Raw genomic sequence first — 17,718 nt, 5'->3', positions numbered from 1 at the left:
AAGCTTGCAGACGATAGCCGATCACCCCGTAACCACCGAGAAGCGAATCCCATGTCGAGATCTATTCCATTGGACACCCAGCAAGCTGTCGATCGCGTGATCCGATTGATGGCGATCCCCGGCATCAGCGGCTGCGAGACGGCGGTCTCCGAAGCGATCATCGCCGAACTGACCGACGCCGGCGCCGCGATCGCTCAGTTCAGCTACGACGATGCCAACACGCGAACTCGGCTGGCGGGTGAAGTCGGCAACCTGATCTTCCATCTGCCCGGCAAGTCGGACCTGCCGGCGCGTCTGTTGACCGCACACATGGACACCGTGCCGATCTGCGAAGGCGCTCAACCGGCTCGCGCAGGGGACCAGATCGTCTCGACCGATCCGGCGACTGGCTTAGGGGCCGACGATCGTGCCGGCTGCGCTGCGATCCTGACCGCGGCGCTCGAAGCGCTCAAACTGAAAGGCGACCATCCGCCGCTGGTCTTCGGTTGGTTGATCCAAGAAGAAGTCGGTCTGCAGGGGGCGCGAAACCTCGACGTCGGCAAGATCGGCGACGTCGGCTTGGCCTTCAACTTCGATGGCGGCACCGTCGACAAGTTGACAGTCGGTGCGACCGGCGGCGAGCGGATGGAGATCAAGATCACCGGACGTCCCAGCCACGCCGGAGTCGCTCCCGAACAAGGGATCAGCGCGATCGCCATCGCAAGTCTCGCGATCGCTCGCCTGCATAACGACGGCTGGCACGGCCGCATCGAGAAACCCGAGGGCCACGGCACCAGCAACGTCGGCGTGATCCAAGGTGGCCAGGCGACCAACGTCGTCACTCCCGAAGTCAATCTTCGCGTCGAGGCTCGCAGCCACGATTCGGCGATGCGAACGCGGATCGTCGACGAGATCCGATCGGCTTTCCAGTGGGCTGCGACGCAGGTCACCGCCGCCGATGGCTCGGTCGGCCAGATCGAATTCAGCTCGCATCTGGATTACGACTCGTTCCGCATCGACGACGACGCTCCCAGCGTTCGCATGGCGGCGGCGGCTGTCGAACAATTAGGCCGCAAGCCCTACACCGAATTGGCAGGGGGCGGTCTTGATGCCAACTGGCTCTACAAGCATGGCATCCCCGCGGTCACTTTGGGCTGTGGCCAACGGAACATTCACACCGCCAATGAAACGCTCGAAATCGATGACTATCTGGACGCCTGCCGCGTGGCGATCGCGTTGGCCTGCGACACGACGAGTGGCGTGTAACGATGGAACTCGACGACGAACTGTGCCTCTGTTTTCACGTCACTAAACGGAAGGTCGTGAACTTCATCCGCATCCGCAAGCCTGTCAAAGCGAGCCAGTTGAGCGAGTGTTTTGGCGCGGGGACCGGTTGCGGTTGGTGCCGTCCGTTTCTGCAGCGGTTGCTGGAGCAATCGGCCCAGCAGATCGAACAACCCGACGACGGCCTGCCCGATACCGACGCTTACGCTTCGGGACGCCAACAGCATCGCAAGAACAAAGGACTCACCTGATGATCGGTCAAAACCTGTTTCGCATTGTCATGCTGTTGGTCTTAGCGTCAGCCGTCGTTGCGGCTCCGGCGCAAGCCGACGACGATGTCGCCGCGATCATTCAGCGGCTGGCCACGCCATACATCGAATCCAAACAAGCGGTTGGGCTTTCGATTGGTGTCCTGAAAGGCGATCAGGCGACGACGCAGCATCTCGGGCACACTCGAACCGGCGGCCCTGTGCCCGATGACGACACGATCTACGAGATCGCGTCGATCTCCAAAGTCTTCACCGGCTTGCTGTTAGCTGATGCCGTCGCTCGCAAGCAGTTGCAACTCGACCAAGCCGCCCAAGAACTGTTGCCCGAGGGTGTCACGATGCCCGCTGGCGAAACGCGACCGATTCAATTGGTCGACCTCGCCACGCATCGCTCCGGCCTGCCGCGACTGGCCGATAACATGCCCAGCCTGCAGACCGACAATCCCTACGTCGATTACACGACAACGCTGGCTTACGAATTTCTGAACTCCCACCGTTTGCGACGCGAGCCCGGCGCGGCTCACGAATATTCCAACCTCGGCTTTGCCTTGTTGGGAAGTGTTGTCGCCGATCGAGCCCAACTCTCCTACGACCAGTTGCTGCAGCAACGGATCGCCGAACCGCTGGGGATGGCTGACACGCGAGTCGCACTGACAGCTTCGATGCGAGATCGGCTGGCGAAACCACATCTGGCCGACGGCACCGAGACCGCCAACTGGGACTTTGCCGACATGCCGGGGGCAGGTGGGATCCGCAGCAGTCTTGCCGACATGCTGCGATTTGCAGCGGCGAACCTGAAGCCAGAATCGAGCAAGCTTGGGCCGGCGATCGAAATCGCGTGGCAGGTCCATCGCGACGATAGCGACCAGGGACCGGTGATGGGACTCGGCTGGCACGTCGCCGGTGACGGTTCGACGCGGTGGCACAACGGCCAGACCGGCGGCTACCACAGCATGCTGATGATCAATCGTCGGGCGGGGGCCGCGGTGGTCGTGCTATCGAACACCGCCAGCGAAAAGATCGACACCCTGGCAGTCCAGTTGCTGCAAGCGGTCGCTCAGAAATAAGCGACAGTCGACGAGAATCCCAGACACGGCGGCGCGAGTGTCTTGTGGATAACGTGTCTGGTCTTGCTTTGCAGACGCGTCTGAATGCCGCCGATGCGAAACGCTGGCCGGGAGGCAAACGCTGTGCTCCGAACCGGCAAGCGTTTGAGGCGTTCCTCCGCTATCGGGCTGCCGCTGCAGAGAGTCCGATAGCCTGGAGGGGGCAGACGCATTACCGGTGACACGAGCCACCGGTATCGGGCTGGCACCGTTTAGCGAGGCGCCAACATGCAGATGATTCGGCGACCGTTGCGTTGCGGCGCCGACTCGACCTTGCCGACTTCAGCCAGCTGTTCCAGGACCAGTTCCATCACCTTTTCGCCCTCGTCGATGTGAGCGTTTTCACGGCCACGGAAGAGGACGGAGACTTGGACCTTGTCCTTGTGCCCCAAGAATTTTTCGGCCTGACGGATCTTGGTGTCGATGTCGTTCTGGCCTGTTTTGGGCCGCAAACGAATCTCTTTAGTCTTCGTCTGGTGCGAAGTGTGTGAGTTTTTCTTTTTGTTCTTGTCGTATTTGTACTTGCCGTAATCCATGATTCGGCAAACCGGCGGCCGTTCGTTGGGAGCGACCTCAACTAGATCGAGACCGGCATCTCGGGCTCGCGATAGCGCGTCTTCGGTGGAAATTACCCCCAATTGATCCCCTTCGGGACCTACAACGCGGATCGGAGAAATACGAATCTGGGTATTGATCCGGGTCGAATCACGCTCGACCTGCGGTTGCATACCTCTTCTTGCTAGTGCCATTCACAAACCTCGGCCAAACCTTATTCGGCCCATGGGGAAAAAAACATCTTCGCCGTCATCGCGACAGCCAACATAAACCCTTAGCATCCGAATCGTTACAACAGTGGAAGCAAGAGCTTTTCAAAAGTATCAGTGCTCGGGAAGGGCCCAGTCAACAGCATTTTTAACGATTTTATAAGATTTAACGGCTTATCGCCCCCATTGATCCCTCTCCCCGCCCTTGACGAGAAACGATCTTGAAGCAAGACTACCGGACCAGCCGATAAATGTTTTGGTTAAGTGTCGCCCGTCGACAAGCCGAAACACCTAATCGGATGCCCGTCGAGGGCGATTAGCTCAGTTGGTTAGAGCGCTACGTTGACATCGTAGAGGTCGTTGGTTCGAATCCAATATCGCCCACTCTCAAAAACCCCGCAAGATTCAATGTTTTGTGGGGTTTTTCGTTGCCTGGGCCCTTCCGCTTGCGAACGTCAAACTTGTCAGTTCCTGACCTAGCTTGCCCTGTTTTGTACGCATCTGGGGCAACCGTTGGGGCAACGCAAGATTTCGCTTCGGGTGTGATTGGGAGGTCGGGCAAATGCTCAACCGCTGCCGATGTTTCCAACAGGCGTTCGTCCGTATAGGTGTTCATCGTCAATTCGATCCGACTATGACGCATGACTGCCTGTGCGGTTCGTGGCGACACGCCCGCCGCTGATAAATGGGTGCCTGTCGAGTGTCGCATTGCGTGCAAGTGAACCCGCCCATCGCTTTCGTCGATCTTCTCGATTCCGGCCGCTTCCAAGTCACGGTTAAGAATCCGAAGCAAGCCAGTTGGAACGTCGAACACCAAATCGCCGGGTTGCTTGTCCTGGCACCACTGGCGCAGCTCGGCGGCAAGGTCCGACCGAAGCGGTATCGTTGAACCCTTGCGATTCTTCTCATTGCATGAGTTCAGAACCACGAATGGAACATCGCCAAACGATAGTTCGTTCTTACGAAGCGTTCGCAGCTCGTTTGACCGTAGTCCCGTTAAGATTAGCGACTTGTAGATCAACGCTCGTTCCATCCCCAACCGCTCTAATTTCGCCCGTCGTGCATCGGAAACCTTAGCGATGCGTTGCCCCTTGTTCTTGCCGCGTCGAACGGTCAACGCATCATCTAGCGGCCTGCGTTGAGTGTTGTCGAGCAGTCGCCGCATTTCGTCCAACGTCAGCGCCCGCGCAACCCTCCGTCGGTCGCTCTTTTCATCGCGTTTGCCGAAACCATCGAATGGATTCGATGCCAACCGACGTTCACCGGTTTGCATCGGGCGTTTGCCGTCCAATCGCCTGCCGGTCAACCACCAACCGAACGCAACCCACAACGCCGAATGCCAGTTGTAAGTTGCCGCCGACATTTCTGATTGACTCCGCAACCACTTGCGAAGCGCGACCGCGTTTAAGTCGCGCAGCCATCGAAACCCGCAGCCATCGCAAGCCGCCGCAAATCGCGTTTCGCTGGTCTTGATCCGATCCGAAGCAACGCCCCGCGATTTCAGATCATCAATGTAGTCGGCAATGTGATCGGCAAGCGGTCGCTTGTTGTGCTGGCCCACCTGAACATCGGATTCGGTTAGCGATCCGACTCGAACTTTATCAGCGACGCTCAGCAACTCGGCAAGCTTTGTTTTTGCCGCCTGTTTGTCCCGGCATCCCGTCGCGATCTCTTGAACGATCCCGTTGCCGTCGCGGTACTTGGCGTAGTAGGTTTTCGATTGGGTCCGAACACGTCGAATACCGTTATCGCCTTCGATGACGACGCCTGTTTGTTTGTCGCCGCTCTTGTCTTTCCAAGTCGCGACGGTTTCAAGAATTGTTGTCTGATCGGGGCTTGCTCGGCGCTCTTTCGCGGTTGCCTTGCGTCGGCGTTCATTGAGCGTTGCGTGCGTCGGTAGCTTTCGCGTTACCGTCTTTCGTTTGATTGAAGCCATCGTATCAACTCCCGTCGTTGGTCCCGAGTGCACGAAGTGCCAAGGCGGGCCGGATCGGGTGTCCGGCATTCAGTGCGGGTAATTAATCCGCACCTAGCCTTGGCAACAGTAATTCTAAGTGTTTATTCGTGTGGGCGATAACCCAAAAACCGACCGCAGACGCAACACGTCGAACGTATGTAGCCGGGTCGCTTCGGGGTTGTTTGTTCTATCGCTTCAAATGGTGGTAAGTGTGATCGGCAAATCGGGGTCGGTCGCTCTAACGCTATCCGCGCCGTATCGGAACGCTCCGCCCTTTGGATTGTCGCGGGCATCGTTTGCCTCGCCTCGGTCGCAAATGTCGTTACGGGCGTCGGCACCGATCCCCAAGCCGCTTGCAATTGGGCGAGTAGTTTCGGCGGTGTGTCGGTGTTCATTGGTCGGATTCCTAGGCTGACGATCAACCGGCGTTCTGACTGATTGACTTTCTGTAAGGCAGTTCGCGGGCGCAGCCCATCAAGCGGACTGCCGCTTATGTTCCCTTATGGGAAATAGGAACTACAGTTCCCCAGTGGTGGCCCCTGTAGTTCCCCAGCACTAGGGAACTACGGTTCCCCAGTGACGGACCCACGGTTCCCCAGTGGATCGACTTGAAAACGTGACGGCCCGCGATTCAAACCGCCTTGGAACACGACGCGAATCAACCCCGCGTCGATCAGCTTGCCCGTCGCAATCTTCACCGACTTGACCGACATTCCCGCCCGCCGTGCGATGTTTCCCTGCGACGTGCGAGCGGTGCCGTTGCGGGTGTCTCGATACAGAATCATCCAGACCGCAATTTCGCGGCGCGTCAGTTTGTGCATCGTGCAATCGACGAACGAGTTCAATACAGCGAAACGGTCCCGCGTCTTTCGCTTCGGCTCAGTCTTGGCGGTGCTTGTCCGCTGCGCCTTCGGTGCGTGCGTTGGTTGCATCGGCGGCAATCGACTTGCCCCTGTTAGAATCGGTCGCCCGTCGGCGGTCTTGTCTAATCCCATGAATCGCCCCCGCCGTCGGTTCGGTCCCAAAGTTCGTTTAACGCCGCCGAAAAGCCGTGCGGGTCGGTGGTACCTGGCTCGATTGCTTCAAATGCTTGAATCGCCCCCTCAAACCGAAGCGATATATCAACCGGCTCGGTATGCCGTGCTTTCAAGTGCTTCAAGTCGCGGATACCCGATTCCTCCGCCGACGGTGCGAGAATGAACGCATCGTCGGCACCAAATTCGAGTTCTCCCGATTCCTTGAACGATGCAAGGTTCATTGAATCAGCTGAATAGCTTGAACGTCCCTTGCTGTCTTTCTGACGACCCACCGCTGACACGACAATCACCGCCGCGCCCGCGTCCGCGAACATCCGCAGAAAGCTCATAGTCGCATCGACGTTGCCGCGTTTGTCCCCGAGTTCTCCCGGCGGTGCAATTCGTTGGATGTAGTCGAACACCAACAACACGCCGCCGCTGTGCCCCTCTGTGAAGGCCGTAGCCGCTGCCGCCGCGTTCGCTAGGTCAAACGGTGGACGAACAAAGCAAAGCCGATCAGCGACACTCTCAATCGTCCCCATCGCTACGTCAATCCTGTCGGCGTGATGCGCGTTCAGTGTCCGATACCGGATGAAGTTCAACGGAACGCCCGACAACCGCGATAGCTGCCGGTCTAGCAAAACTTCCGGCGGCATTTCGATATTGCAGACAACAGCCCGCAGTGTCGGATTCAATCGCAACGCATCGACAACCGATTGCATCACAAACGCCGTCTTGCCGCTTCCAGGTGCCCCGCCGAACAACGTTATCAGCTTCGGCCCTACCTCGATTCGTGCCAACGGTCCCGAATCCGCAATTTTGTAGAACGTCGGCGGCTTGCCGGTCAAAACCTCGTCCCGCCAAGAATCCAGCGAATCCGAAGCGGTTACAAATTTTGCGTTCGTCATTGTGCCGCCCCCAGATGATTCAAGCCGCATTCAATTTGCCGTCGCACTTCCGAAGGCGATAATCCCGAGTCCAACGCCGGTTCATGCAGCAACGCCGTTGCCAGCTCCAGCGAGCAACGAAACTCGGCAAGATTCGCCGCCGCCGAAAATAGCAAACGGTGTCGATCGCCGGTTGCAGCTCCGTCACGAATGAACGCCAGCGTCGCACGGTTCAGCCCCGACGGTACCTCGCTTTCTCGCCGCTCTATCAACGCTAACAGTTCGCCTTCGGCGGCATCGACCGCCGCCGCCCATTCTTCGACCGCCGCCCGGCTCGGCCCCGGTGCATCGGGAATCTCGAACGGCTCCGGCTCCCTTGCAAGTTCGACGATTCGCGACGCCTGTAGGTTCAACAGCGAATCGACCGACAACCAACGTTTGAATAACCCCGTTTTTCCGTGTCGACTATTCGGTGCCCGAAACGCTCGAACACGATCATAGACGCCTGTATCAATCACGATTCCGATCTGTAAGGCGATCGACTCCGCCAACCGTCGGCAGACTTTGTGGAACGTCGCCGACGGCCCAGGTGAACCACAAGCCGCAAGCGGCAAGCCGATGTGATATCCTTTGCTGCCTGAGAAGAAACACAGCAACGCATCGTCGGCAATGCCGTAGCTGTAGGCCAACGCCGCCGCCAGTTTTCTAGCGTCGGTGGTCGCCGCGTCGATGTCGTCGTTGTCGATGTCAAACCACACCCAAGCCGCCCCGCATTCTTCGCTGTAGCCCTTAGTTGAACCCGTCGCGTTCAGGTGGCCTGCAAACGCATCGCCAAACGTGAAGGCTGACAAATACGATTCCTTAGTTACTTCGGCTCTGTCGTCGCATTGCGAATACGCCACGAACGCCGACGGCCAATCGATCAGCCGCCGTTCGTTCGTGCATGGTCCAACAATGCGAAACCCGTAGGCATCCGCAATGCTAGAGTAGGTCACTTTGCATTGCCTCCGATGTCGCGGTCTGGTCATCGCTCGGCGTCGCCGGTGCGAACGGGTCAACCTCCGGCGGATCGATGCCCACAACGTCGAACGACTTAACGCGGTTGCGTTCGTCGCCATTGTCATCCTTGCGGAGTGCAAGCTTGCACTTGCATCGAATCCCTCGGGGCAACGGTCGTTCCAATTGCTCCAATGACTTGACGCCCAGCTTGGCAACGTCGCGTTTCGTTTGTGGCAACGCCGCTGGTGTCAGCCAACAATCGAGCCAAAACCTGCGCCCGATGTAGTCGCCCTCGATAACCGAAAACGTCAGCTTGTAACCCGGTGTCGAATTCGTCCGCGAAGTTTCCAATTCCCCTGCGATGATATGGGCGATGTATTCGCCCGGCGGCAACGGCCCCATTTCGCCGGCCGCCTCGGTGCTGTCCCATAGGTCGCGGATATCCCCGCCGCCCGATCCGGCTAAAATGTCAGATAGATTCATTGCTCGATTCTCCGTTGCCGGTGGATTGTGATGTATCAGAATTTGCGGCCTCGACGGTGCCAGCCGTCGGGGTCGCCTCATAGACGGCTATTGCCGCCGTCATGCTGGATAGATGTAACACCGCCGCTTGCCGGTCGATCAGTCGCAAGAGTGCAATCGGGCGACGATGCCCGGCGGGTCGGATCGTCTTGACGTATCCGATGTGTTCGGCGAAGTCATCTGCGATCAGCGACCGGATAACCTGTCCCCGCCACTTGCCGCCGTCCGCGTAATGCGAGGCGAGTTCATCTGGCGGTGTGGCGTCGTCAAGCGAAGCGGTCCCGCTGGGCGAATCAAGCAACGCTCGCAGCATTGCCAGTCGCCCGAGTGTGACCCGATCGGGGCGACGCGCCGCCGCTCTGTTCATGCCTTCGTCGCGTCGGCGCTCGCCTTCGGCGATGTGTGATCGATCGATCATCGTCGCGGCCCTCCCGTGCGAGTGCGAGCGATCGATGGGCAACCGTCATCGACCCATTGTTCCAGCGTCAGCCGGTCCCAACGATTCGCCCCGCCCAGCTTGATCGGTCGCGGCATCTTGCCCGCGTCGGCGAGCCTGTAAACATGACGTTCCGAAACGCCCAGCAGAGCGGCCACGCCGCCCACGTCCAACAGTCGCGCCGGTGCGTCCGGCGGTATTTGCGTTGTCATCACAAATCCTCAAGAGCAAAGAATCCCGCAACCGTCGGCGGGTACGCTCTTGTGAATCCGTTTCATGGGCAATCGTCGTGAAACGACGAAACGACGCGAATTGCCCGTGATTCACGGGCCTTGTCAGTCAAAAGAAATTATTGACCGTTTCACCGCAGCCATGAAACGATGAAACAGGCCTTCAACGAATCAATCGTCCTCAATGCAATTCCGCGGGTCTTGCGCGGTTGAATCCTTCAACTCTTGAATCAGCGATCCCATGCCCACAACTGACATATCACCCGCAAGCAATTTCAGTTCGACTCCTAGCCGCTTGATGTCCGCGCAGTACCGAACGTACTGCTTGTGTCCGCCCCACTTCGTTTTGAAGTGCCTGCTTGCCTGTGCCTTTGAGCAAATCTCAGCATTTTGAATGCTGGTCGGTGTCGCTGGTGTCTGATTCAAATCGCTGCCGTACTTGTGATGCACCAAAAGATATGCCTTCCACGCCTCGAACGTGTCCCCCGTGCTTTCTGGCCTCTTCTTGCTGTCCTTTCTCGGTCGCGATTTCGCGTTTGCCAATGCTTCGTTCTCTGCTATCGGTCTCGCATTAAGCGAACGTCCCAGGGCTATCGGAATCGATTTTAGATCAAACTTTTGTTCCAACCATTTCTCCCAAGTGAGAATTTCGGGCAGCATGATTGCAACATCCCCAACCGTGGCGACGTACCGCTTCTCGCCTTCCTCATGTTCCAACATCGTGCTGGGATAATCTTCAAGGTCAGGGTCGCGAACATGGAACAGTTTGCAAGGTGTCGCTTGCCCATAGTCGCTACCTCGATCAACCCAAAGCCCTGGTTGCTCGATTCGGAGCTCCCTCCATAGCGGCATCATCAATTCGGTCAACGCATCGACCTGGCTGGATTGCCATCGCTGATCAGCTATCGCAGTATCGTTTAGTCGGTCGATTAGACGACGAAGCAACCGTAACAACTCCTTCGGTGCCTCGTTTCGTCGCCTCTCTGCCGCATCAAAAATGGCAGCCTGTTGAATACCTGCAAGTTCTGTAACTGAAACGAATCGTGCACGACGATTGCCGTCGGTTCCTTCCATGCTTTTCCCTTTGGTGAAACGAAGCCACCCCGACGGGCAGGGAAAGGGAACCCTTGCCGGTCGGGGTGCTAAGCGAGGATCAGTCGCAAGCCTCTTGAAAGCGGTAATCAGCCGCGTCCAGCGTGCCGGGAGATTACCCCGGCGGTCTCTCATTCTATATTCGTGTTTGCCTCCGGCAAACCGTCATGGCGATCCCGACCGTTATCGGGAATGTAAATCACAACTTGCCTCGATGGCGATTGCCCCGCGTCCGTCTTGCTGTCGACTTTCGGTTTCTCGTCTTGCTGAAACTTCGTCAACGAATCAAGAACCGATTTTGCGGCCAGCAACCGCGTTCGATCATCCTCTGCCGAGTGCATCAAATCCATCAGCACTCCGATAGCGTCATGCCCTGCGTCAGCCAACTTCGCCAAGATGGATTCACGTAGCGATTGACGCGCATCGTCAATTTGTCTCCGGAATTCAGGATCAGCCAACCGCCGGTAGGCTGTCCGCTCGGACACACCCGCAGCAACCGCCGCATTTTCAACATGGCACCCCGAGACCAACGCTCGAAACAAACGATCATCGCCCTGCAACTGATTTTCGTCGCTCGGGCTGCCAGACTCTGCCAATTCCCGCCGCCGGTCGCCCCTCGTCACGTTTGACGATGCTAATTGCTTCGGCTCTGTCATTGTGCCACCTCCGCTGTCAGCGATGCGACAAACGCCCCGAGTTCATCGGTGTTCAATTGCTTTCCCATCACCGCCGCCAGATCGGCTAAATCGATGGTGCTGGGGCAACCGTTGGGGCAACCGTTTTTGCTGCCGTGATTTCCCCAGCGTTTTGCAGTGTTTCCATCCGCAAGCTCTTGCGTTGACATCGTAGAGGTCGTTGGTTCGAATCCAATATCGCCCACTTTCATTAGCAGTTCCCGCACTGCGACACCAAAATTACGAATCGAAATAATAGCCCTAGCTTAAAATAAGCCAGGGCTTTTTTCGTGCGCGGTAGGGATGGAGGCGGCTAGGAATCGCGAAGACGGCCCCTCAGGTGCCTCCCAGACATCGTGCCTAATCAATCAGCAAAACCCGGCTCCCGGTTCGCGAGCCCGCAGTTTGCGTTGCTGCAGCATTTCGCAACGGGCTTGTGGGATAGCGTAAAGCGTTTGGAGGGCGTCAGAGCGATTCGCGGCATGGCACGCGTCGCGCTGCTGAACGTCGTGATGCGCCCGGTGTTGCGAGTTGGTGACTAGAAGCAAAGTCTTGAAGAGGAGTAGTTGGGCAGCAGGAAAGATTGCAAGCGAAGTGTGGCGAGAGCATCCGTCTACGGCGGCGCCGGCACTAGTCTTTTTCTGCCAGGACGGGGGCGGGGGTGTCAGGTTAAGTTCCTGAGCAAATTTGATTTTCAAAAACGGGGACAGAGTAACTTTTCGGGGGAAATCGAGGCCGGCAGGAATGGGGGCGAGTGTGTTAATAATCCTCCCGGAGGGCGAAGGTAGAACGCCCTGAAAACATGCCGAAAACATGCTGCGTCCCTTGGTGTGGTACGCCCGCGGGTGAGGTCCAGATACCTCGCGAAAAAGCTGTGTCCCCGTTTCCGGATACCGTCCCGAGTGTCGCGTAGCCAACCCGTGATATGTTTCGGCGTTTCGCAGGAGATGTTCGCCCTGTTTTCCACACCACGATGAATCGCGCATTGTGGCAGCAGTTGGGTGGCGGGGGCTGTGCGTCGCGCCCCAAGGGATTCACGATTTACGTAGCGAAGATAGACCGCCATCAACTCCCAGCACTTGTCCCGTGATCCAACTGCTGGCATCGGAGAGTAAGAATTCGGCCGCTGCGGCGACGGCGTCCACTTCGCCGTAGCGGCCTTGAGGATACATGTCAGCCATCGCGTGACGCTTCTCATCAGTGGCAAGCAATCGTTCACTAAGCTACGTAACGGTCAGGGCAGAAGCGATGCAGTTGACGCGAACCTCAGGCGCAAATTCGGCGGCCCAAGTGCGGGTCAAACTTTCGATCGCTCCCTTGGCCGCTGTCACGGAGGTGTGCATGGTGAGCCCCTGCTGAACGGCGACTGTGCTGACGAGAAGGACTCTGGCGGGGGCCCCCGATTTGAATGCGACAAGGCAGGATTGCACGCACCTGACGGCGCCGATGACGTTAATTTCGAAATCATTGCGGATCGTCTGCTCGGTGAGCGATCTCAGTGGGCCAAGGTTGAAGAAACCGTGGCAATAAGCCAATGCATCGATGGAATCGGGGAGGTCGTCGGCCAACGGTGGCCGCTGCGTCACATCACAGGGCACAGGCGAACGCCAGCCAGATCGGCCACCTCGCCGATGCTTCGCGAAACCACCGTCACTCTGGCTCCGCGGTTGACGCAGCGGCGGGTTATGCCTGCACCAATCCCGTGGCTGCCTCCAACGATGACGAAGTTTTTGTTCTGCATCTTTCGACCATCCTGCGAGGGATACTGTGCCTGATGTTTGTTTGTGCTGCTACGTGCGCGCCGCACGAAGACTGCAGGCGGCCATCGCGGACTGGCAAGTCGTTTGGGCTGGTTTAGAGGCCGTCTGGGAGTTCAGTCAGACGCCTGCGTCGGATTTAGACTCTCGGGGGCAGGACAACCAGTATCGTCGATAGCGTTTCTTACTATGCTTCTATCGAGCGGAGGTTCCCGCAGCGGGGACAGAGTATCTTTCGGGACCGCAGCGGGGACAGAGTATCTTTCTGGGGGAAAGCTAGACCGATGCCCGGTCATTGTTAGACTGATTGATAGAAGTTGGTTTCTCCCGTTTTCTTGTTGGGAGAATGTCATGTCTCGCTTGCCACGATCAGAAGTCTTCGATCCCGCTGAAATCGAAATCGCGCACACTTATGCACGTACCGTGCGTCGTTGTTTTCTGCTGGGGTATGATCCTGTCTCAGAGAAGAATTTTGACTATCGCAAACGATGGATCGAGAGCTACTTAAAGCAATTTGCGGCATTGTTCGGTATCGATTTGCTCTGTTATACGATTCTCTCAAATCATTTCCACCTGGTCCTGAGGTCTCGATCCGATATTGTCGAGTGCTGGAGTGATCGCGAAGTGGCGCGGCGGTGGATATTGTTGTGTCCCGAACGGCAGGACCGGGATGGTTTGCCAGCGGAACCGACCGAGGCGGAAATCAACTCAATTGCAGGATGTGCGGAACGGCTAGCGGAGATCCGAAGTCGACTATCGAATTTCAGTTGGTGGATGCGACTGTTGTGCCAACGTATCGCGATGCGAGCCAATCGCGAAGATGAGCAGTCAGGGCACTTTTTCCAAGGGCGTTACAAAGCAACAAAGTTGTTCGATGAGGCGAGCTTACTTGCGTGCGCGGCTTACGTTGACTTGAATCCCATCCGCGCGGCAATCGCCGAAACGATCGAAGCCAGCGACTACACTTCGATTCAACGCCGCATGCAGGAGGCCGGGCTCTATGCCTCCGAAGGCAGTTCATGCTTGAGTCAGCAAACTGCTTCGGGACCTCACAGGCATCCTTTGCAAACCAGTGCTGACACCGAGAGATGCCTTCCGGGCGACCGGCCCAGTGCCTCATTCCTCGCTCCGTTGTTTCTCGACGAACGGAATGCACAGGTCGGTCCGTGCATTGCCGCAACTTCAAGGCGCTGCAGCGATAAGGGGTTCTTGTCGATGTCGCTTTGTGACTACGTCGAGTTGCTCGACTGGACCGCGCGTCAAGTTAAGCCCGGCGGGGGCGGCGGGACCCCAGTGGAGGTTCCGCCTGTTTTCGAACGCATCGGCATCGGGAAATCGGCCTGGCGAGAACTCGTGTCGGAGTTTGGCCGCTTGTTTTGTACCGTCGCCGGTGAATGCCGTGTGGTCGATGCAGCGCGAAGCCGCATTCGCCATCGCCGCTTCCATCTGCCACGCCGTGGACGTCAGTTGATGGCAAGCGAGTAGCAGTCGCGCCACTTCTGTCAGAATCGAGTTCTCCATTTCCTTCGCTTGGCTTATGGCGAATCACGGCATTGCTCGCCTACTGTGCCCTCTTGGCGGTAGCAGTTCGACTCCTTGCCGCCGGTTTGGATTGAGATAGCTCTAGCGGCGTTGCCGGTTGAGATCTCAAGTCGCCCCTGCCGAAGCGATCGCGCCCCCCACCTATACCATGCTGCATGGTGAAGCTCGGCCCCCCAAGAACCAGCAGTGTTCCCGCATTTTCAGTGCACCCCGCTACCTGGCCGCTATCGAATGCACCGAAAACATGCTGCGTCCCCACGCAGTCGGACAGCTACCCCGTAATGCGATAGTAGCCGAGAGTGGGGTTCGCGTGAGGGAGAGACTTCGCGGCCAGGATGCTTGCTTTGCGTCGATATCGACTAGACTAGATGCTCAAAAGAAGCCATTCGCTCCGCGCGAAGTTTCCTACTGCAACTTGTGAGTTTCAACTAATGATCGATCGTTTGGGTTATGAAAAACGACGACTACCAAATCGTCGAGAGGCGATGGGCGTCATCGCCGCAGGGCTTGCCGTCTCAACGTCGTTGTCGGTAGCACACGCGGCCAGCGATACGTCGATGGTGGTCGACGCCCATCTTCACTGTTTTGCGGGACCGGATGATGCTCGTTTTCCATACCACCAAAATGCGCCATATCGGCCTAGCCAAGCGGCAACGCCCGAGTTCCTGCTCGAGCGTATGGACGGTGCGGGGGTGGATCACGCGATTGTCGTTCACCCCGAACCCTACCAGGATGACCATCGCTATCTGGAACACTGCATCGAAGTCGGCAAAGGACGCCTGAAGGGGACTTGTCTCTTCTTTGCAGATCAACCAGATTCGCTGCAACGCCTGCCGCAATTCTTGAGGCAGCATGAGGAGCATATCGTTGCGACGCGTCTGCATGCTTACGCCCCTGGTCGCTTGCCTCCGTGGGGCACTCCGGAGCTCGATCGGTTGTGGTCGATCGCCACAGATGCGGGTGTCGCGATGCAGATCCATCTGGAACCCCGTTATGCAGAACGGCTGGATCCCTACATCCGTCGCTACAGAGAGACTCAAGTCATCATTGACCACCTGGGACGACCGATGCAGGGGACGCCAGAGGAACACGCGGTGGTGCTGCGTTGGTCGGAGTTGCCGAACACGGTGATGAAGTTGGCGGCGATCCCAGACCAGAACAAATACCCGCACCGGGATGTTAAGCCGGTGGTGCGTCGGTTAGCCGAATTATGGGGCGCCGAGCGACTGATCTATGGAGGGGGATTTAACGCCGAGTCAACGGACGCGTCCTACCGACAGTACCGGCAACAAATCGCCCAGATACTTCCCGCATTCAGCGATGAGGACCGGAGCAAGGTCCTCGGTGGAAACGCCGCACGGCTCTTTGGGTTTGACACATAAACATCGGCGGCACACCAAGGACCGCTGCATTTGAAAAAAGCGAAAGTATGCTGCGCCACCATGCGGCTCTCTGGCTCTCACTTCCGCTGCTTTCGCACAACCTCCGGCGGCGCTGGCGGATAGACTTTACCGGGATCCGGCAGCTGGAACTGGCCCGTCAGCCATGGAATCGCAAGGTAACCCTTGAAGTAATGATGAGCGGCATGCACGTTGGCGTAGTCCAACCATTCGGTTGAGCTGAGCCCCTCCGGGATCGGTTTGCCATCACGTCGATCGGCCGGATCATGGTATTGCGGGTAGTAGTGGATGGAGACGTTTTCCGCAGCCCCCGCGATCTGATAAGCCTTGCGTACGAGGTCCAATGAATGAGTCGGCCCGCCTTCGGTCACGATCAGTGGTCGCGGCGCAAACGCGGCGACTAAGTCGAGATAGTCGAACCATTCCCACAGCCCCGGAATGGAGTGGCCCAACCAGTTCGCCGCGGGCCTGATTCCGCGATGGTTGGGCTTGGTGCTGGCTCTCGGACGTTCCATCGTTGCGGCCAGGTAATCATTCCACACGATGCCTTGGATCTGTGGGTCGAGTACGGCCAGCACCAGCAGAGGCTCCGTTCCGAGTGAATGACCACTCAAGGCAACGCGTTCGGCGTCGACGTGCGGCTGCTCGCGCATCCAATTCAGTATCTGACGCTTTTGGAAGACCGACAGCGCAATGTAGTTGCGGCCCATGTCGATGAGGTAGCGGGAAAGCGTGTTGCGGTCATCCATCGTGCTGCGGCGAAGCTTGGCCAGGTCGGAGAGTTCGCCGGTTCCTGGATGGTCGACCGGCACCGCAACGAACCCAGCCCGGACGAATTGCACTGCCTGCTGATTACGTTCCGCGTGAAGCCAGCCGTCATGGTTGCGATCGTCCGGCTTGAATGCCGGAACCAGCGGCGGCTCGCCAGCCAGATTCTCTTTGGTGCCTGATGAACCCGGCAGGCACATGATCGCGGGTGCGGGTTGCTCGGGCGTAGCGTTTTCAGGGATCAGCACGAGAAAGGGAACCACGCTGCCCGGCACGGGATAGAGCTCCCATTTCTCCAGCACATAACCTTTACGCTCCTGAGACCAAAGCTTGCGCGGCGCAGGTTGAGGAACCGGTTCGGGGAAGTTCATCAATTCCAGCAGCTTGTCGCGCACCTGCGACCGCCACTGTTCGAATTCCTCGGGCGTGAATTCCGGGTTGAACGCCAGTTCGGGGTGAGCGTTGCGGAGCAGATACTGCTGGAATCCCCGTGTACTCAGATGCCGTCCGTCGGGCCGCCCGCTTTGGATGACGCGACCTTTCTCAATGTTCAGCTTTTGCCCGAAGGCGGACGTGATCAGTGCAAGCGTCCATAAGGTGACGGCGATGGTTCCGGGGCGTGCCATGCGCCGTCGTTGATTCTTCTTCATCACATTCCCAGGCGTCAGCCAGGTAGGCGACAACTTAATTTCCAACGCGGGCTCAACGATGAATGGGGCATTTGAGAGCCATCCGTGGGCACTGGTATTTATTCGATCGCCACATCATCCCAATCCAGAAGCCAAGAGCTGTGCAGGACGAATGTACCAGATTACCGAGGCAGCAAAGAGCTTCGATCTGCGATCGAGATTGACTGCAGATCTCCGTGCAAACTGGTTCGGGGACAATGCGGAGGGAACGTTAAACAGCGTGCTCGATGCCGAGTCGATCAGCCCTGCGGAGCGAAACGCTATGAACGATCAGCCGCTTGAGCTGTACCAAAAGAATGCTACGTCCCCGCTCGACGCGCTCGCTGGGCGGGTATTGAACCGCCCAG

At 57.9% G+C, this 17,718-nt stretch carries 17 protein-coding genes, 1 tRNA gene and 1 pseudogene; 6 read left to right on the top strand and 13 right to left on the bottom strand.

The genetic code is table 11. The features are described 5' to 3' along the window. Positions 1-51 precede the first annotated feature (51 nt). From EC9_RS01280 to EC9_RS01270, 3 genes are read left to right on the top strand one after another with little or no spacing between them, the layout of a single operon-like run. Positions 52-1,245, top strand: coding sequence for a M20/M25/M40 family metallo-hydrolase (locus EC9_RS01280; protein ID WP_145341702.1), 1,194 nt, complete (start codon positions 52-54; stop codon positions 1,243-1,245). A 2-nt stretch (positions 1,246-1,247) separates the two neighbouring features. Beyond that, positions 1,248-1,514: a (2Fe-2S)-binding protein gene (locus tag EC9_RS01275; RefSeq protein ID WP_145123781.1), complete on the top strand. Its 267-nt coding sequence runs from the start codon at positions 1,248-1,250 to the stop codon at positions 1,512-1,514. Next, the gene (locus EC9_RS01270) at positions 1,514-2,599 is read left to right on the top strand and encodes a serine hydrolase domain-containing protein (protein ID WP_145341700.1); all 1,086 of its coding nucleotides are present in this window, start codon (positions 1,514-1,516) and stop codon (positions 2,597-2,599) included. The genes EC9_RS01275 and EC9_RS01270 overlap by 1 nt, the downstream gene beginning before the upstream one ends. A gap of 251 nt (positions 2,600-2,850) precedes the next feature. On the opposite strand, the gene infC is transcribed toward EC9_RS01270, so the two are convergent. Further along, complete coding sequence (infC, locus tag EC9_RS01265) at positions 2,851-3,366, bottom strand: translation initiation factor IF-3 (RefSeq protein ID WP_231745884.1); 516 nt, start codon at positions 3,364-3,366, stop codon at positions 2,851-2,853. 346 nt (positions 3,367-3,712) lie between these two features. On the opposite strand from infC, the gene EC9_RS01260 reads away from it, so the two are divergent. After that, a tRNA-Val gene (locus EC9_RS01260) sits at positions 3,713-3,786 on the top strand. Here the strand turns inward: EC9_RS01260 and EC9_RS26845 are convergent. From EC9_RS26845 to EC9_RS26840, 11 genes and pseudogenes are all read right to left on the bottom strand, one after another. Further along, positions 3,740-4,435 (bottom strand): tyrosine-type recombinase/integrase, encoded by a 696-nt coding sequence (locus EC9_RS26845; RefSeq protein ID WP_246106110.1) that lies wholly within the window; start codon positions 4,433-4,435, stop codon positions 3,740-3,742. The genes EC9_RS01260 and EC9_RS26845 overlap by 47 nt on opposite strands. 1,487 nt (positions 4,436-5,922) lie before the next feature. Next, a complete protein-coding gene (locus tag EC9_RS01250) occupies positions 5,923-6,180 on the bottom strand; it encodes a winged helix-turn-helix transcriptional regulator (protein ID WP_246105903.1) in 258 nt (85 codons plus the stop codon). 164 nt (positions 6,181-6,344) lie between these two features. Continuing rightward, the gene (locus EC9_RS01245; protein WP_145341696.1) at positions 6,345-7,283 is read right to left on the bottom strand and encodes a DnaB-like helicase C-terminal domain-containing protein; all 939 of its coding nucleotides are present in this window, start codon (positions 7,281-7,283) and stop codon (positions 6,345-6,347) included. Continuing rightward, the gene (locus EC9_RS01240; protein ID WP_145341694.1) at positions 7,280-8,113 is read right to left on the bottom strand and encodes a DNA primase; all 834 of its coding nucleotides are present in this window, start codon (positions 8,111-8,113) and stop codon (positions 7,280-7,282) included. The genes EC9_RS01245 and EC9_RS01240 overlap by 4 nt, the downstream gene beginning before the upstream one ends. Positions 8,114-8,243: 130 nt before the next feature. After that, positions 8,244-8,744: a DUF669 domain-containing protein gene (locus tag EC9_RS01235; protein WP_145341692.1), complete on the bottom strand. Its 501-nt coding sequence runs from the start codon at positions 8,742-8,744 to the stop codon at positions 8,244-8,246. Further along, positions 8,731-9,201: a (2,3-dihydroxybenzoyl)adenylate synthase gene (locus EC9_RS01230; RefSeq protein WP_145341690.1), complete on the bottom strand. Its 471-nt coding sequence runs from the start codon at positions 9,199-9,201 to the stop codon at positions 8,731-8,733. Before EC9_RS01230 ends, EC9_RS01235 begins: the two co-directional genes overlap by 14 nt. Beyond that, positions 9,198-9,431, bottom strand: a complete 234-nt coding sequence (locus EC9_RS01225; RefSeq protein ID WP_145341688.1) for a helix-turn-helix transcriptional regulator — start codon at positions 9,429-9,431, stop codon at positions 9,198-9,200. The genes EC9_RS01230 and EC9_RS01225 overlap by 4 nt, the downstream gene beginning before the upstream one ends. A 189-nt stretch (positions 9,432-9,620) precedes the next feature. Further along, entirely contained in the window at positions 9,621-10,523 is a 903-nt protein-coding gene (locus EC9_RS01220) for a hypothetical protein (RefSeq protein ID WP_145341686.1), read from the bottom strand. Positions 10,524-10,672: 149 nt separating this feature from the next. After that, a complete protein-coding gene (locus EC9_RS01215) occupies positions 10,673-10,999 on the bottom strand; it encodes a hypothetical protein (protein WP_145341684.1) in 327 nt (108 codons plus the stop codon). A gap of 194 nt (positions 11,000-11,193) precedes the next feature. Continuing rightward, a complete protein-coding gene (locus EC9_RS01210) occupies positions 11,194-11,385 on the bottom strand; it encodes a hypothetical protein (protein WP_145341682.1) in 192 nt (63 codons plus the stop codon). 864 nt (positions 11,386-12,249) lie between these two features. Next, positions 12,250-12,750: pseudogene (locus EC9_RS26840) on the bottom strand (SDR family NAD(P)-dependent oxidoreductase). A 573-nt stretch (positions 12,751-13,323) separates the two neighbouring features. Here EC9_RS26840 and EC9_RS01195 point away from each other — a divergent pair. Next, positions 13,324-14,457 carry a hypothetical protein gene (locus tag EC9_RS01195; protein WP_145341675.1) on the top strand — a complete coding sequence of 378 codons (1,134 nt, stop codon included), beginning with the start codon at positions 13,324-13,326 and terminating at the stop codon, positions 14,455-14,457. Between the two features lie 488 nt (positions 14,458-14,945). Next, complete coding sequence (locus tag EC9_RS01190; RefSeq protein WP_218934501.1) at positions 14,946-15,896, top strand: amidohydrolase family protein; 951 nt, start codon at positions 14,946-14,948, stop codon at positions 15,894-15,896. A 77-nt stretch (positions 15,897-15,973) separates the two neighbouring features. On the opposite strand, the gene EC9_RS01185 is transcribed toward EC9_RS01190, so the two are convergent. Beyond that, complete coding sequence (locus EC9_RS01185) at positions 15,974-17,332, bottom strand: alpha/beta hydrolase family protein (RefSeq protein ID WP_145341671.1); 1,359 nt, start codon at positions 17,330-17,332, stop codon at positions 15,974-15,976. Positions 17,333-17,718: the final 386 nt, after the last annotated feature.

Source organism: Rosistilla ulvae, assembly GCF_007741475.1.
Classification (GTDB): Bacteria; Planctomycetota; Planctomycetia; order Pirellulales; family Pirellulaceae; genus Rosistilla; species Rosistilla ulvae.
The sequence above is the reverse complement of the archived record's forward strand: the minus strand, read 5'-3'. Positions and strand labels throughout refer to the sequence as shown.

Coding starts and splice junctions, on each gene's coding strand:
- EC9_RS01245 (WP_145341696.1), bottom strand. CDS start 7,283: ATGACGAACGCAAAATTTGTAACCGCTTCGGATTCGCTGGATTCTTGG.
- EC9_RS01280 (WP_145341702.1), top strand. CDS start 52: ATGTCGAGATCTATTCCATTGGACACCCAGCAAGCTGTCGATCGCGTG.
- EC9_RS01190 (WP_218934501.1), top strand. CDS start 14,946: ATGATCGATCGTTTGGGTTATGAAAAACGACGACTACCAAATCGTCGA.
- infC (WP_231745884.1), bottom strand. CDS start 3,366: ATGCAACCGCAGGTCGAGCGTGATTCGACCCGGATCAATACCCAGATT.
- EC9_RS01195 (WP_145341675.1), top strand. CDS start 13,324: ATGTCTCGCTTGCCACGATCAGAAGTCTTCGATCCCGCTGAAATCGAA.
- EC9_RS01235 (WP_145341692.1), bottom strand. CDS start 8,744: ATGAATCTATCTGACATTTTAGCCGGATCGGGCGGCGGGGATATCCGC.
- EC9_RS26845 (WP_246106110.1), bottom strand. CDS start 4,435: ATGGAACGAGCGTTGATCTACAAGTCGCTAATCTTAACGGGACTACGG.
- EC9_RS01275 (WP_145123781.1), top strand. CDS start 1,248: ATGGAACTCGACGACGAACTGTGCCTCTGTTTTCACGTCACTAAACGG.
- EC9_RS01210 (WP_145341682.1), bottom strand. CDS start 11,385: ATGTCAACGCAAGAGCTTGCGGATGGAAACACTGCAAAACGCTGGGGA.
- EC9_RS01230 (WP_145341690.1), bottom strand. CDS start 9,201: ATGATCGATCGATCACACATCGCCGAAGGCGAGCGCCGACGCGACGAA.
- EC9_RS01220 (WP_145341686.1), bottom strand. CDS start 10,523: ATGGAAGGAACCGACGGCAATCGTCGTGCACGATTCGTTTCAGTTACA.
- EC9_RS01185 (WP_145341671.1), bottom strand. CDS start 17,332: ATGAAGAAGAATCAACGACGGCGCATGGCACGCCCCGGAACCATCGCC.
- EC9_RS01270 (WP_145341700.1), top strand. CDS start 1,514: ATGATCGGTCAAAACCTGTTTCGCATTGTCATGCTGTTGGTCTTAGCG.
- EC9_RS01250 (WP_246105903.1), bottom strand. CDS start 6,180: ATGCACAAACTGACGCGCCGCGAAATTGCGGTCTGGATGATTCTGTAT.
- EC9_RS01225 (WP_145341688.1), bottom strand. CDS start 9,431: ATGACAACGCAAATACCGCCGGACGCACCGGCGCGACTGTTGGACGTG.